The sequence below is a fragment of the Pseudomonas sp. SGAir0191 genome, assembly GCF_002812565.2.
GTDB lineage: Bacteria > Pseudomonadota > Gammaproteobacteria > Pseudomonadales > Pseudomonadaceae > Aquipseudomonas > Aquipseudomonas parafulva_B.
The window spans coordinates 4,937,387-4,950,993 of record NZ_CP025035.2; the positions used below are offsets into that span (position 1 = coordinate 4,937,387).

The 13,607-nt window shown below is 62.2% G+C and carries 12 protein-coding genes; 5 read left to right on the forward strand and 7 right to left on the reverse strand.

From position 1 onward, the window contains the following. Positions 1 to 12 precede the first annotated feature (12 nt). Positions 13 to 180, reverse strand: coding sequence for a rubredoxin (locus CWR53_RS22230; RefSeq protein WP_023532601.1), 168 nt, complete (start codon positions 178 to 180; stop codon positions 13 to 15). Positions 181 to 347: 167 nt separating this feature from the next. On the opposite strand from CWR53_RS22230, the gene CWR53_RS22235 reads away from it, so the two are divergent. The 5 genes from CWR53_RS22235 to CWR53_RS22255 all read left to right on the forward strand — a co-directional run bounded on the left by CWR53_RS22235 (position 348) and on the right by CWR53_RS22255 (position 5,617). Next, entirely contained in the window at positions 348 to 905 is a 558-nt protein-coding gene (locus tag CWR53_RS22235; RefSeq protein WP_100852502.1) for a chorismate lyase, read from the forward strand. Continuing rightward, on the forward strand, positions 905 to 1,795 hold the full coding sequence (gene ubiA, locus CWR53_RS22240) for a 4-hydroxybenzoate octaprenyltransferase (RefSeq protein ID WP_100852503.1): 891 nt from the start codon (positions 905 to 907) through the stop codon (positions 1,793 to 1,795). The genes CWR53_RS22235 and ubiA overlap by 1 nt, the downstream gene beginning before the upstream one ends. Positions 1,796 to 2,025: 230 nt before the next feature. Beyond that, positions 2,026 to 2,715, forward strand: coding sequence for a phosphate regulon transcriptional regulator PhoB (gene phoB / locus CWR53_RS22245; protein WP_023532543.1), 690 nt, complete (start codon positions 2,026 to 2,028; stop codon positions 2,713 to 2,715). 114 nt (positions 2,716 to 2,829) lie between these two features. Beyond that, positions 2,830 to 4,137 (forward strand): phosphate regulon sensor histidine kinase PhoR, encoded by a 1,308-nt coding sequence (gene phoR / locus CWR53_RS22250; RefSeq protein ID WP_100852504.1) that lies wholly within the window; start codon positions 2,830 to 2,832, stop codon positions 4,135 to 4,137. 139 nt (positions 4,138 to 4,276) lie between these two features. Further along, positions 4,277 to 5,617, forward strand: a complete 1,341-nt coding sequence (locus CWR53_RS22255; RefSeq protein ID WP_100852505.1) for a hemolysin family protein — start codon at positions 4,277 to 4,279, stop codon at positions 5,615 to 5,617. A 33-nt stretch (positions 5,618 to 5,650) separates the two neighbouring features. Here the strand turns inward: CWR53_RS22255 and CWR53_RS22260 are convergent, their stop codons facing one another. From CWR53_RS22260 to CWR53_RS22285, 6 genes are all read right to left on the reverse strand, one after another. Then, positions 5,651 to 6,544, reverse strand: a complete 894-nt coding sequence (locus tag CWR53_RS22260) for a M23 family metallopeptidase (RefSeq protein WP_058638816.1) — start codon at positions 6,542 to 6,544, stop codon at positions 5,651 to 5,653. A gap of 110 nt (positions 6,545 to 6,654) precedes the next feature. Continuing rightward, positions 6,655 to 7,551 (reverse strand): response regulator, encoded by an 897-nt coding sequence (locus CWR53_RS22265; RefSeq protein WP_100852506.1) that lies wholly within the window; start codon positions 7,549 to 7,551, stop codon positions 6,655 to 6,657. A gap of 163 nt (positions 7,552 to 7,714) precedes the next feature. Beyond that, positions 7,715 to 8,485 carry a phosphate signaling complex protein PhoU gene (gene phoU, locus CWR53_RS22270; protein WP_058602755.1) on the reverse strand — a complete coding sequence of 257 codons (771 nt, stop codon included), beginning with the start codon at positions 8,483 to 8,485 and terminating at the stop codon, positions 7,715 to 7,717. A gap of 107 nt (positions 8,486 to 8,592) precedes the next feature. Then, positions 8,593 to 9,426 (reverse strand): phosphate ABC transporter ATP-binding protein PstB, encoded by an 834-nt coding sequence (gene pstB, locus CWR53_RS22275; protein WP_100852507.1) that lies wholly within the window; start codon positions 9,424 to 9,426, stop codon positions 8,593 to 8,595. A gap of 104 nt (positions 9,427 to 9,530) precedes the next feature. Further along, positions 9,531 to 11,147: a phosphate ABC transporter permease PstA gene (gene pstA, locus CWR53_RS22280; RefSeq protein ID WP_181405499.1), complete on the reverse strand. Its 1,617-nt coding sequence runs from the start codon at positions 11,145 to 11,147 to the stop codon at positions 9,531 to 9,533. Positions 11,148 to 11,218: 71 nt separating this feature from the next. After that, positions 11,219 to 13,507: an ABC transporter permease subunit gene (locus CWR53_RS22285; protein ID WP_058602752.1), complete on the reverse strand. Its 2,289-nt coding sequence runs from the start codon at positions 13,505 to 13,507 to the stop codon at positions 11,219 to 11,221. Between the last annotated feature and the right edge of the window lie 100 nt (positions 13,508 to 13,607).

The following is a 13,607-nucleotide window of genomic DNA, read 5'->3' on the forward strand; positions in this document are numbered from 1 at the left end:
GGGGTTCCTCGATCAACCGATGGCGATCATTTCAAAGTCGCTCTTGCCAACCCCGCAGTCTGGGCAGAGCCAGTCTTCGGGTACGTCTTCCCAACGCGTGCCGGGCGCGATCCCATCATCCGGCCAGCCATCGGCTTCGTCATAGATCAGACCGCAGACAATACATTGCCACTTTTTCATCGGAACGGTTTTCCTCGGTTCAGGCTCGGCTTGGGTTTGGACTTGCGGCCTCTTCACGGGCCAAGGTGCAATCGAGAGGCTTTGTAGCGGCCCTGCCGGCAGTATGCAAGCAGTCGGGGCATTCATGCTAAGCTCGCGGCCTCTTTGGTTGTAACAAGCAGACCGACGTGTCGTACCCAACCCCGCACGCAGCCGCTGTCGCGTGGCTAGCGTATCCACAGGTGCAGGCCAGCCTCGCCCCCTCCATGCTGGACTGGTTGTTCGATGAGGGCTCGCTCACACGTCGGCTGACCCGACTGTCCGGCGACGATTTCTGCGTAACGCCCCTGTTCGAAGGCTGGCAGCCGCTGCGCGAGGATGAATGCCAAGCCCTTGGCATCGCGCTCGGTGCCCAGGGTTGGGTCAGGGAAGTGTTCCTGCGCGGGCATGGCCAGCCGTGGGTATTCGCCCGCAGCGTAGCCAGCCGTGCGGCGCTCGAACGTGGCGGCCTGGACCTTGAATCGCTCGGCAGTCGCTCGCTGGGCGAGCTGCTGTTCTGCGATCGAGCGTTCACCCGCCATCCCCTGCAGGTATGCCACTACCCCGAAGCCTGGCTACCTTCTGAAGTTGCAAGCCCAGGCTTGTGGGCACGTCGTTCACGCTTCTCCCGAGATGAGCTCGACCTGCTTGTCGCCGAAGTGTTCCTGCCGGCGTTGTGGCAGGTGGCACGCGAGGATACCCGCTGATGTACCTGCAACTGCTCAAATCGCTGAACCGCCTTCATCCGCGCGCCTGGGACTTCGTCCAGCTAAGTCGCATGGACAGGCCCATCGGCATTTATCTGCTGCTCTGGCCAACCCTGTCGGCGGTGTGGATTGCAGGTCAGGGTTCACCCTCGTTGGCCAATGTGCTGATCTTCGGGTTGGGCGTGGTGCTCATGCGCGCGGCCGGGTGCTGCATCAATGATTTTGCCGACCGCAAGGTGGATGGACACGTCAAGCGCACCGCCGATCGACCCTTGGCCAGTGGGCGTGTACGCCCCCGCGAAGCGCTGACGCTGTTTGCTGTTTTGGTAGGCGTGAGTTTCCTGCTGGTGCTGTGCACCAACAGTCAAACCGTCTGGCTTTCGTTCGCGGCCGTCGCGCTCGCATTTTGCTACCCCTTCATGAAGCGCTACACCTACTACCCACAGGTGGTGCTGGGCGCCGCCTATTCGTGGGGTATCCCCATGGCCTTCACCGCTGCCGGCGGCGAGCTGCCGGCCGCTGCCTGGCTGCTGTACATCGCCAACCTGCTGTGGACGGTGGCTTACGACACTTACTACGCCATGGTCGATCGCGACGATGACCTGAAGATCGGTGTGAAGTCCACGGCCATTCTGTTCGGCGAGGCTGACCGGGTGATCATCTTGAGCTTGCAGGGCCTTTCGCTGGGCTGCCTGATGCTGGCCGGCAGCAGCTTCGCCCTCGGCGGCTGGTTCTACCTGGGCCTGCTGGGCGCCGCGTGCTGTTTCGCCTGGGAATTCTGGTCCACCCGCCGCCTGGATCGAGACGCATGCTTCAAGGCGTTCCTGCACAACCACTGGGCCGGCCTGATGGTGTTCATGGGCGTGGTACTGGATTACGCGCTACGTTGAGCGGTGGGCTGAGGCGCGGCACCCCCTCAGCAAGGTCCACCTGGTCCACACCGCATGAGGATTCACCGTATCGAGGGGGTAAAGCGTCGGTTACAGGTGCAACCGCCACCCCGTCAAGCCTGGCCCAGTCATTGAATGTCGCGAGAACCGCCAACACCCTGTCACACAGCTGCAATAATTCCGTTATCTAATGCGGGGCCAAGACAGCGAATCCAGGAGAGGTTTTGAGCATGGCTGGCAGGAATATTCTGATCGTCGACGACGAGGCGCCCATCCGCGAGATGATTGCCGTGGCCCTGGAGATGGCAGGTTATGAGTGCCTGGAAGCAGAAAGCTCCCAACAGGCCCATGCCATCATCGTCGACCGTAAGCCGGACCTGATTCTGCTGGACTGGATGCTTCCCGGCACCTCGGGCATCGAACTGGCCCGGCGGCTCAAGCGCGACGAGCTGACCGGGGACATTCCGATCATCATGCTCACCGCCAAGGGCGAGGAAGACAACAAGATCCAAGGCCTGGAAGTGGGTGCGGACGACTACATCACCAAGCCGTTTTCGCCGCGTGAGCTGGTAGCCCGCCTCAAGGCCGTGCTGCGACGTACCGGCCCCAGTGATGGCGAGACGCCGATCGAGGTCGGCGGACTGCTGCTGGACCCTATCAGCCATCGCGTCACCATCGATGGCAAGCCGGCCGAGATGGGGCCCACCGAGTACCGCCTGCTGCAATTCTTCATGACCCATCAGGAACGCGCTTATACCCGCGGCCAGTTGCTGGACCAGGTATGGGGGGGCAATGTCTATGTCGAGGAACGCACGGTCGATGTCCACATTCGCCGCTTGCGCAAGGCGCTGGGTGAGGCGTATGAAAACCTGGTACAAACGGTTCGCGGCACAGGCTACCGCTTTTCGACCAAGGTCTGACCTGAAACGCAGCACTCGGCTCAAAGCCGTCGAATGGACGTGAACGCGCTACCGATCCGCTTCTGCATGCAGGTTCGTGCTTGCTGTTGATCGCTGGATTCGAAGGATCCCCAATTGAACCAGAACTGGCATGCGACCTTGATTCGCCACCTGCTGCTGTTGATCACCCTTTGCCTGATCGGTGGCCTGGTCAGCGACTACTATGGCTGGAGCCTGGCCATTGGCCTGGCTCTCTACCTGGGCTGGACGCTCAAGCAACTGCTGCGCCTGCATGCCTGGCTGCGCAATCACCAACCGGACGAAGCACCGCCTGACGGCTACGGCCTATGGGGCGAGGTGTTCGACAGCATCTACCATCTGCAACGCCGCGACCAGCGTGTGCGTGGCAGGCTTCAAGCGGTGATCGACAGGGTGCAGGAATCCACCGCAGCGCTGCGCGACGCCGTGATCATGCTCGACAGCCACGGCAACCTGGAGTGGTGGAACCGCGCAGCCGAGACGCTCCTGGGCTTCAAGACACCCCAGGACGGCGGCCAGCAGGTGACCAACCTGGTGCGGCACCCGCGCTTCAAGGAATACTTCGAAACCGAAAACTATGTCGAGCCACTGGAGATTCCATCCCCCATCAACGATCGCATGCGGGTGCAACTGCACATCACACGCTACGGCAACAACGAACACCTGATGCTGGTTCGGGACGTCACCCGCATCCACCAGCTCGAACAGATGCGCAAGGACTTCGTGGCCAACGTGTCCCACGAACTGCGAACGCCGCTGACCGTGATTGCCGGCTACCTGGAAACCCTGCTGGATAACGTCGAGGACGTGAACCCCCGCTGGCGCCGCGCGTTGCAGCAGATGAGCCAACAGGGCTCGCGCATGCAAACGCTGCTCAACGACCTGCTGCTGCTGGCCAAGCTGGAGGCCACCGACTACCCGTCCGACAACCAGCCAGTGGCCGTGGACACCCTGCTCAGTGCGATCAAGCAAGACGCGCAAGCGTTGTCCGGGCCGCGTAATCAGCGCATTACCCTGGAGGCCGAGCCAGGCATCTGGCTCAAGGGCAGCGAGTCGGAATTGCGCAGCGCGTTCTCCAACCTGGTATTCAATGCCGTCAAGTACACGCAGGACGAGGGCAGCATTCGCATTCGCTGGTGGGCCGATGCCCAAGGCGCCCATCTGTCGGTGCAAGACTCAGGGCCCGGCATCGATGCCAAGCACCTGCCACGGCTGACGGAGCGGTTCTACCGGGTGGATTCGAGCCGTGCATCTCATACCGGTGGCACGGGCCTTGGGCTGGCCATCGTCAAGCATGTGCTGATGCGCCACCGCGGGCGCCTGGAGATCAGTAGCGTGCCAGGCCACGGCAGCACCTTCACCTGCCATTTTGCAGTGGCGCAACAGGTCACAGGTAAGGTTTGAGGCCGTTCGGGCCACTTTGCAGCACCGATCAAGTGCTCACCCTTTGCTTTTGCCGCCCTAGCCGCTACATTTGATCCCTTGCGCCGGCTGGAGCCGGCACTTTTCTCATCTTCAAGACGGATCCCGTAAAAACTCCATCATGGACCCTTCCCCTGGTATCAGCCTCACCTCCCTGTTCGCCGATTTCGGCATGATCATTTTTGCTTTGGTTCTGGTGCTGCTCAACGGCTTCTTCGTTGCCGCCGAGTTCGCCATGGTCAAGCTGCGCGCAACCCGCGTGGACGCCATCGCCGAGCAGCACGGCTGGCGCGGCAGCATCCTGCGCAAGGTTCACAACCAGCTCGATGCCTACCTCTCTGCCTGCCAGCTCGGCATCACCTTGGCCTCGCTGGGGCTGGGCTGGGTGGGCGAGCCGGCCTTCGCGCACTTGCTCGAACCGCTGCTGGCCTACTTTGGCGTCGATACCCCTGAGCTGATCAAGGCCGTCTCGTTCTTCGTCGCCTTCTTCGTGATCTCCTACCTGCACATCGTGGTGGGTGAGCTGGCGCCCAAATCCTGGGCCATTCGCAAGCCGGAACTGTTGTCGCTGTGGACCGCGGTACCGCTGTACCTGTTCTACTGGCTGATGTACCCGGCCATCTACCTGCTCAATGCCAGCGCCAACACGATCCTGCGCATTGCCGGCCAAGGCGAACCCGGCCCGCACCACGAGCACCACTACAGCCGGGAGGAGCTCAAGCTGATCCTGCACTCCAGCCGCGGCCAGGACCCAAGCGATCAAGGCATGCGCGTGCTGGCGTCCGCGGTGGAAATGGGTGAGCTGGAAGTAGTGGACTGGGCCAACTCTCGCGAAGACATGGTCATCATCGACGCCCATGCCCCGCTCAAGCAGATACTGGCCCTGATCCGCCGTCACAAGTTCAGCCGCTACCCGGTGTACGACACCGAGCGCGAGGAGTTCACGGGCCTGCTGCATATCAAGGACCTGCTACTCGAACTCGCCGAACTCGAACACCTGCCTGAAGCCATTGACCTGGAAGACCTGGCTCGCCCACTGGAGCGCGTTTCCAGGCACATGCCGCTGTCCCAATTGCTCGAGCAGTTCCGCAAGGGCGGTGCGCACTTCGTGCTGGTCGAGGAGGCCGATGGCAAGGTCATCGGTTACCTGACCATGGAAGATGTGCTGGAAGTGCTGGTGGGCGACATCCAGGACGAACACCGCAAGACCGAGCGCGGCATCCTGGCCTATCAGCCAGGAAAGCTGCTGGTGCGCGGCGATACTCCGCTGTTCAAGGTCGAGCGCTTGCTGGGCGTGGACCTGGACCATATCGAGGCAGAGACTCTGGCCGGCCTGGTCTACGAAACGCTCAAGCGCGTACCGGAAGAAGAAGAGGTGCTCGAGGTCGAAGGGCTGCGCATCATCGTCAAGAAAATGAAAGGCCCCAAGATCGTGCTGGCCAAAGTGCTCAAGCTGGACTGAGCACATTGACGCCCTGCCCCGATCAAGCCCTGATCAGGGGTTGCCTGCGGTGTAGTCGGGCAACCCACTGATCGGCCGGTCGAACCGATAGGGAATCGACTCGAGCGCCAGCCCCACATTGCGCTGAACCACGAAGTGCAGATGGGGCCCGGTGCTGTTACCCGTATTGCCCGACTTGGCCAACACCTGCCCTTGGCGCACACGCTGCCCGGACGCGACCACGATCGACCCGCGCATCAAGTGCAGGTACACCCCCATGGTGCCGTCAGGGTGCAGAATGCGGACAAAGTTGCCCGAGGGATTGTCCCCTCGCCCGCTCTGCTCGCTGCGCGTGCTCACCACCACCCCTTCGCGTGCCGCCACGATAGTGGTGCCCTCGGGCATGGCGATATCCATTGCATAGCGCCCCTTGGGCCCGAAGTGGCTGAACCTGCCATTGGGCCCTTGGCTCACACGAAACGGCCCACCTACCCATGGAAACGCATAGCGATAACCTTGTGGGCGCTTGCCGGGGTCGCCCATGGCCTGCAGCAGTGTGGAGCGGTAGTTGAGCAGCTTGCCTGGCTGGCCCCGGACGATGCTGAGCACTTGGGTCGAACGCGGCGGCAACAGACGCCGCACGGTCCGCGGCGCGTCGCCACCCTGCGCGTTAACCAGGTTATCCAGGCGCAGTTCCACCTGCACGGCGACCGGCAGTTCGTTGCGGGCCGAGAAGCTCACGCCGCCCTGGAACACGATCGCGTTGAGACGCACATCGTGTTCGTTGATCTCCACGGTGGACTCATCCACGACCGTGGGCTTGATGCCCGGGCCGGGTCGCTGCGCATAGGACACCCTTCCCGTTTCATCGGTGACTGGGTGCAGCGTCACGCCCAGGCTAGAGGCGCTGACCAGGGTTAACGCACATAGCAGCAGGCGTGAATGCATGATGGTGGCTTTTTGACAGTGAAGGACCTGTCCAAGCCTAGCAGCAGACACCCTGATCACCATGACAGTTGGTCGGATGCTGCTGGCCAGCTCGCTGTTGCGGCGGCCCGTCAGGCCCCTGGCGTGAAATGCTTCTGGGCAGTGCCGCGGGCGATCAGGCGGGACAGGTAGTCCAGCTTCTGGGCGTCTTGATCGACGAACTTGAACGTCAATTGCAGCCAGTCGCTGTCAGGCTTGGGCTCGAAGGCCGCCACCGCGTGCAGGTAACCATTCAAACGCGCGATTTCCGCGTTCTCGCCCTGCTCCAGGTTCAGCACAGCGCCTTCGAGCACTTGCGGCAGTGTCTCACTGCGCCGTACGACCAGCAGGGCTTCCTTCAAGCTCAAGGCCTTGATCACGCAGGCTTGCATGCCGCTCGCCAAACGCAGCTGGCCCTGGCCGCGACCGCTGGGTGCGGGTGTCGCTGCGCTGGCCTTGGCAGGGGTGGCGGCCGCCTTGGCAGGCACAGGTGCTGGCGCAGCTACCTTGACGGCTTCTGGCCGTCCAGCGGTCAGGGCGTTGAGCGAGTCGTTGGCGAACGCGGCATTGGCCCGCGCAGGCCCTGGGCTCATCAAGCTGTCGAGCTTGCCGATCTTGGCCAGGGCCTTCTTGACCTTGGTCAGCAACTGCTCGTTGGTGAACGGCTTGCCGACGAAGTCCGACACGCCGGCCTGAATCGCCTGGATGACATTTTCCTTGTCGCCACGGCTGGTCACCATGATGAACTGAAGGCCCTTGAGCTCAGGTTGCTGACGGCACCAGGTGAGCAGCTCCAAGCCCGACATTTCCGGCATTTCCCAGTCGCACAGCACCAGGTCGAACGTCTCTTTGCCCAACAGGGTCATGGCCTTGCGACCGTTGACGGCGTCATCCACGGTCATGCCCGGGAACGCGTTGCGCAGGCACTTACGGATCAGGTCACGGATAAATGGCGCGTCATCCACCACCAGCACATTCACTTTACTCATCGATACTCCTTCTGAACCCGACTAGCCTACTGCCATTTGCTGGCCACTTGCTACCACCTGTGTCACGCCGGGTCGTCTACAGCCGGTCGATGGTCTCTGGCACCTCCAGGCGTACTAACGAAAACGCCCGGCACAAGCCGGGCGTCGATGCTCGGAGAGAACTTTATTTATCGTCCGCTTCGGCTGGAACATTAGGTATTTCACCCTCGGCATTGGCGCGACCCTGCACCTCCGCTGTCATGCGCTTGAGGCCCATGTGGCGTACATCGGTGCCGCGCACCAGGTAGATCACCAGTTCGGAGATGTTGCGTGCATGGTCGCCGATCCGCTCCAGCGAACGCAGGACCCAAATCACACTCAGCACACGGGAGATCGAACGGGGATCTTCCATCATGTAGGTCACCAGCTCACGCAAGGCTGTCTTGTACTCACGGTCGATGGTCTTGTCGTATTGAGCCACTGACAAGGCCAGGTCGGCATCGAAGCGGGCGAAGGCGTCGAGTGCATCGCGTACCATGTTGCGCACCTGATCGCCGATGTGCCGCACCTCCACATAGCCCCGCGGCGATTCACCCTCCTCGCAGAGCTGGATGGCCCGCCGGGCGATCTTGGTCGACTCGTCGCCGATACGCTCGAGGTCAATCACCGACTTGGAGATGCTGATGATCAGGCGCAGGTCCGATGCTGCCGGCTGACGACGCGCCAGAATGCGCAGGCATTCCTCGTCGATGTTGCGCTCCATCTGGTTGATCTGCTCGTCGACCTCGCGCACCTGCTGAGCCAGGCCGGAATCGGCCTCGATCAGCGCAGTGACCGCATCGTTGACCTGTTTCTCGACCAGCCCACCCATGGCCAGCAGGTGGCTGCGTACCTCTTCGAGCTCGGCGTTGAACTGCTGGGAAATATGATGCGTCAGGCTTTCTTTGTTGATCATGCTGTGGCTCCGCGAAGCTGCTGGCTGCGAGCTTCAAGTCGTTCGAGGCGTGCCCCTGCGCTGCGCCGAGTGCCTTCACGCGGCCAGCAGCAGTGCGCGGTGCTTCTTCAGCCGTACCGGCCAGTGATGTAGTCTTCTGTCTGCTTCTTGGCGGGGTTGGTGAACAGGGTATCGGTGTCACCGAATTCCACCAGTTTGCCCATGTACATGAAGGCGGTGTAATCCGATACGCGGGCCGCCTGCTGCATGTTGTGGGTCACGATGACGATGGTGAACTTGCTTTTCAATTCGTAGATGAGCTCTTCGACCTTGAGCGTGGAAATCGGGTCCAGCGCCGAGCAAGGCTCGTCCAGCAACAGTACCTCGGGCTCGACCGCAATGGTGCGGGCGATGACCAGGCGCTGCTGCTGCCCACCGGACAGGCCCAGCGCCGACTCGTGCAGGCGGTCCTTGACCTCGTCCCACAGCGCCGCGCCCTTGAGGGCCCACTCGACGGCCTCGTCCAGGACACGTTTTTTGTTGATGCCCTGAATCCGCAGGCCATAGACCACGTTCTCGTAGATGGTCTTGGGGAAAGGGTTGGGTTTCTGGAACACCATGCCCACGCGGCGGCGCAGCTCGGCCACGTCCTCGCCCTTGCGGTAGATGTCATGCCCGTACAGGTTGACGGCGCCTTGCACACGACAGCCGTCGACCAGGTCGTTCATGCGGTTGAAGGTCCGCAGCAAGGTGGACTTGCCGCACCCGGAGGGGCCAATGAACGCCGTCACGCGCTGCTTGGGAATATTCATGCTGACATCGAACAGGGCCTGCTTGTCGCCGTAGAACAGGCTCAGCCCAGGCACTTCGATGGCGACCGTTTCCTCGGCCAGGCGCAGGCCCTGTTTGCTGCGGCCCAGCGCGGACATGTCGATGCCGTGGGTAGGCGATTGTTGCTGCATGGTCTCACTCCATTGGGTGCTGCCGGCGTATGGCCGCCAGTGGCACGTTGGGACGAAGCGGCCGCTTCGCGTCGGCGACGCCGCTTGAACGTTCGACGCCTGGCTCAGCTGTCGAGCGCCTTGTATTTCTCACGAAGGTGGTTACGGATCCACACGGCCGACAGGTTCAGTGTCGCGATGACCATCACCAGCAGCAATGCCGTTGCGTATACCAGTGGCCGCGCCGCCTCCACGTTCGGGCTCTGGAAGCCTACGTCGTAGATGTGAAAGCCCAGGTGCATGATCTTCTGATCCAGGTGCAGGTAGGGGTAATTGCCATCCACCGGCAGCGATGGCGCGAGCTTGACCACCCCCACCAGCATCAGCGGTGCGACTTCACCCGCAGCCCGGGCCACGGCCAGGATCATGCCGGTCATCATGGCCGGGCTGGCCATGGGCAGAACAATCTTCCACAACGTTTCGGCCTTGGTGGCACCCAATGCCAGCGAGCCTTCGCGCAGGGTGCGCGGAATGCGCGCCAACCCCTCCTCGGTGGCCACGATCACTACCGGCACCGCCAACAATGCCAGGGTCAGTGACGCCCACAACAGGCCCGGCGTGCCCAGCGTGGGCGCCGGCAAGGCTTCGGCAAAGAACAGACGGTCGATCGAGCCGCCCAGCACGTACACGAAGAAGCCCAGGCCGAAAACGCCGTAGACGATGGCCGGTACACCGGCAAGGTTGTTGACCGCGATGCGAATCAGGCGCGTCACCGGCCCCTGCCGGGCATACTCGCGCAAATAGACCGCTGCCAGCACGCCAAAGGGCGTGACGATCACGGCCATGATCAGGGTCATCATCACAGTGCCGAAGATAGCCGGGAATATACCGCCCTCTGTGTTGGCCTCACGCGGGTCGTCGCTGAGAAACTCCCACACCTTGGCAAAGTAAGCCCCCAGCTTGGCCAGGGTCGACATGCCGTTGGGCTGGATGGCATGGACTACCTTGCTTAGGTTGATCTCGACTTCACGGCCATTGCCATCGCGCGCGACCAGCGTGTCGCGGGCAAAATCCCGGTGAAGCGTGGACAGGCGATCTTCGATGGCCGTGTAGCGGCTGTTGAGCTCGGCACGGTCAGCCTCGATGTCAGCCTGGGCCGCTGCGTCCAGCTTGCCTTCGAGCTCGAGCTTGCGCGCCTGCAGGCGCAATCGCTCCAGGCCATGATTGATGGCACCGATGTCTTTCTTCTCCAGCGCCTGCAGCGTTTTGTTGAGCTCGCTGGCCCGGGCCAGCCGCGCTTGCAGCTCACCCCAGGCCGCCGCCCCTTCTGCCACCACCCGGCCTTGTTCCTTGACGCTCACCAGGTAGCCATAGAAGTTGCCCCACTCGCGGCGTTCCAGGGCCATCAGCTGCTCGGGGCGCTGCTGATCGACGAGCCAGTCGCCCACGACCCAGGTGAAGTCGCTGCCATTGAGGTCCCGGTTTCCGACCTTGATCAATTCGCGCGTCATGAACTCCGGACCCTGGTCAGGCACTGGCAAGCCGGCGCCCTTGAGGCGCGCACGCGGTACTTCTTCCTGCTGTACCACTTCGCCAATGACCGTCTGCTGGGCCTGGCCCGGCACGGCGTAGCTGGCCTGAATCAAATCGGCCGGCCAGAAATGCCCCAAGCCGCGTACTGCGATCACAGCCAGCAGGCCAACGGTCATGATCACCGCCATGGCCACGGCGCCGCCGCTCATCCAGACACCGGGGGCACCGCTCTTGAACCAGCCTTTGAGGGAATCCTTTTTCACGGATCGCTACCTTTCTATCAAAGCGACGAGTATTTCTTGCGCAGACGCTGGCGAATCAGCTCGGCCAAGGTGTTCATGACGAAGGTGAACATCAGCAGCACCAACGCGGCGAGGAACAGCACTCGGTAGTGGCTGCCCCCGACTTCGGATTCCGGCATTTCCACCGCCACGTTGGCAGCCAGCGTGCGCATGCCTTCGAACAGGTTCATCTCCATCACCGGTGTGTTGCCGGTGGCCATCAGCACGATCATGGTTTCACCGACGGCCCGGCCCATGCCGATCATCAGCGCCGAGAAGATGCCGGGGCTGGCGGTCAGGATCACCACTCGGGTGAGGGTCTGCCAAGGTGTTGCCCCCAGCGCCAGGGAGCCCAGCGTCAGGCTGCGCGGCACGCTGAAGACGGCGTCCTCGGCTATCGAGTAGATGTTGGGAATGACGGCAAAGCCCATCGCGATCCCGACCACCAGTGCATTACGCTGGTCATAGGTGATACCCAGGTCATTGGTGATCCACAGGCGCATGTCGCCGCCAAAGAACCAGCTTTCAAGGTGTGGGCTCATGCCAAGGGCAAGCCAGCCGGTGAGCAGAATGACCGGGATCAGGATCGCCGCCTCCCAGCCATCCGGTACCCGCAGACGAATGGATTCAGGCAGCCGGCTCCAGGTGAACCCTGCCAGCAGGATGCCGACCGGCATGAGCAGGAAAAGGCTGAAGACCCCTGGCAGATGGCCTTCCAGGTACGGCGCCAGGAACAGCCCCGCGAAGAACCCCAGAATGACCGTGGGCATCGCCTCCATCAGTTCGATTACTGGCTTGACCTTGCGGCGCATGCCAGGGGCCATGAAGTAGGCCGTATAGATCGCGGCGGCAATGGCCAGCGGCGCGGCCAGGATCATGGCGTAGAAGGCCGCCTTGAGGGTACCGAACGTGAGGGGCGAAAGGCTCAGCTTGGGCTCGAAATCGGTATTGGACGCGGTCGACTGCCACACGTACTTGGGCGCGTCGTAATTCTCGTACCACACCTTGCCCCACAGCGCGCTGAAGGACACTTCCGGATGGGGGTTGTGCAGCTTCAATGGCAACAACCTGCCGGGCTCTTCGATCATGATGCGGTTGGCGCGCGGTGACAGGGCAAGGATACCCGGGCCCTGGGCCACGGACTCGACCAGGAGGGTACGGTGCGCCGTGCTGTGGAAAACACCCAGCTTGCCTTCTGCGTCCAGGGCGATGAAGCCCTTGCGACGCTCCTCGGCGTCGATCTGCACGATGGGCGACGTGCCCAACTGGAAGGTACGAATCTGCTTGAAACGAGACTCCCCGTCCGGGTCACGGGCCATGAACCACTGAGCCAGCCTACCGTGCGAGTCACCGATGATCAGTGAAATGCCACCTACCAGTTGGGCAGTGGCCGTCACTTCGGTATCGGCGCTCTGCGCCAGGGAATAGCGCCCGTTGAGGCTCTTGTCGCGCAGGCTGAACACGTCGGCAGTGGCGCGACCGTTGATCACGTACAGCCACTGCTGGCGCGGATCGATGAAGATGTTCTTCACCGTTTCGGTCATTTGCGGCAACTCGATACGGGTCTGCTCGGTCGTGACTTCGGCGGTCAGCATGTTTTCGCTGCGCGTCAACGCGAGGACCTGCAGGTGCGCACCCGTAGAGCCTGCCAGCAACAACGTGTCGCCATTGACACTGGCACTGACGTGCTCCAGCGCCCGCGCCTGCTCATCCAGCACGAAAGGCTGTTCGCCATAGGGGTAGTCGATGGCCGGCGTAATGGTTTTTTTGTTGCCGGGGTAGGTGATCTTGTAGGTATGGGTGAACACCAACGCCTGGCCATTGGACAACCCCAGCATCACCATCGGGCTGCCTGGCTGGTCGGTACCGATCGAAGACACCTGTACGCCGGCAGGGATGGGCAAGTCGACGCGTTCGAGCGCTGCGCCGGTCTTGGTATCGAAGAACAGCACCTGGCCCTTGTCCGAAACCCGCATGCCAACCAGGTTCTGCTCCTCGAGGGCGATCATCAACGGCTTGCCCGCCTCCTCTTTGAGCCAGGCAGGCTGCAATGCCTGCCTGCTGGTCAGCTCGGCGCCCTGGAACAACGGCAGTACCACGTACGCCAGGTAAAAGAAGATCAAGGTGATCGCAGCCAGCACTGCCAGCCCACCCACCAGCACGTACCAACGCGTCAGGCGGTCCTTGAGCGCACGCAGGCGGCGCTTGCGCTGCAACTGCGGGGTGTTGAAATCGATGCGTGCAGGCTGGGAATCTTGGGTCATTGTGGAGTTGGCCAGATCATTCATGGGGCACACCCTAGCGGTCCCGTATGACAAAAACATGACAATGCAGTGACGCACGAAAGCCCGAAGCACAGTAAGGCTGGCCCCGGGCTGGGAGTGCTGA

Bases quoted from the DNA above. Each gene is read 5' to 3' on its own strand.
- CWR53_RS22285 (WP_058602752.1), bottom strand. From the start codon at position 13,507: ATGAATGATCTGGCCAACTCCACAATGACCCAAGATTCCCAGCCTGCA.
- CWR53_RS22230 (WP_023532601.1), bottom strand. From the start codon at position 180: ATGAAAAAGTGGCAATGTATTGTCTGCGGTCTGATCTATGACGAAGCC.
- CWR53_RS22260 (WP_058638816.1), bottom strand. From the start codon at position 6,544: ATGCATTCACGCCTGCTGCTATGTGCGTTAACCCTGGTCAGCGCCTCT.
- pstA (WP_181405499.1), bottom strand. From the start codon at position 11,147: ATGAGCGGCGGCGCCGTGGCCATGGCGGTGATCATGACCGTTGGCCTG.
- CWR53_RS22265 (WP_100852506.1), bottom strand. From the start codon at position 7,551: ATGAGTAAAGTGAATGTGCTGGTGGTGGATGACGCGCCATTTATCCGT.
- ubiA (WP_100852503.1), top strand. From the start codon at position 905: ATGTACCTGCAACTGCTCAAATCGCTGAACCGCCTTCATCCGCGCGCC.
- phoB (WP_023532543.1), top strand. From the start codon at position 2,026: ATGGCTGGCAGGAATATTCTGATCGTCGACGACGAGGCGCCCATCCGC.
- CWR53_RS22255 (WP_100852505.1), top strand. From the start codon at position 4,277: ATGGACCCTTCCCCTGGTATCAGCCTCACCTCCCTGTTCGCCGATTTC.
- phoU (WP_058602755.1), bottom strand. From the start codon at position 8,485: ATGATCAACAAAGAAAGCCTGACGCATCATATTTCCCAGCAGTTCAAC.
- pstB (WP_100852507.1), bottom strand. From the start codon at position 9,426: ATGCAGCAACAATCGCCTACCCACGGCATCGACATGTCCGCGCTGGGC.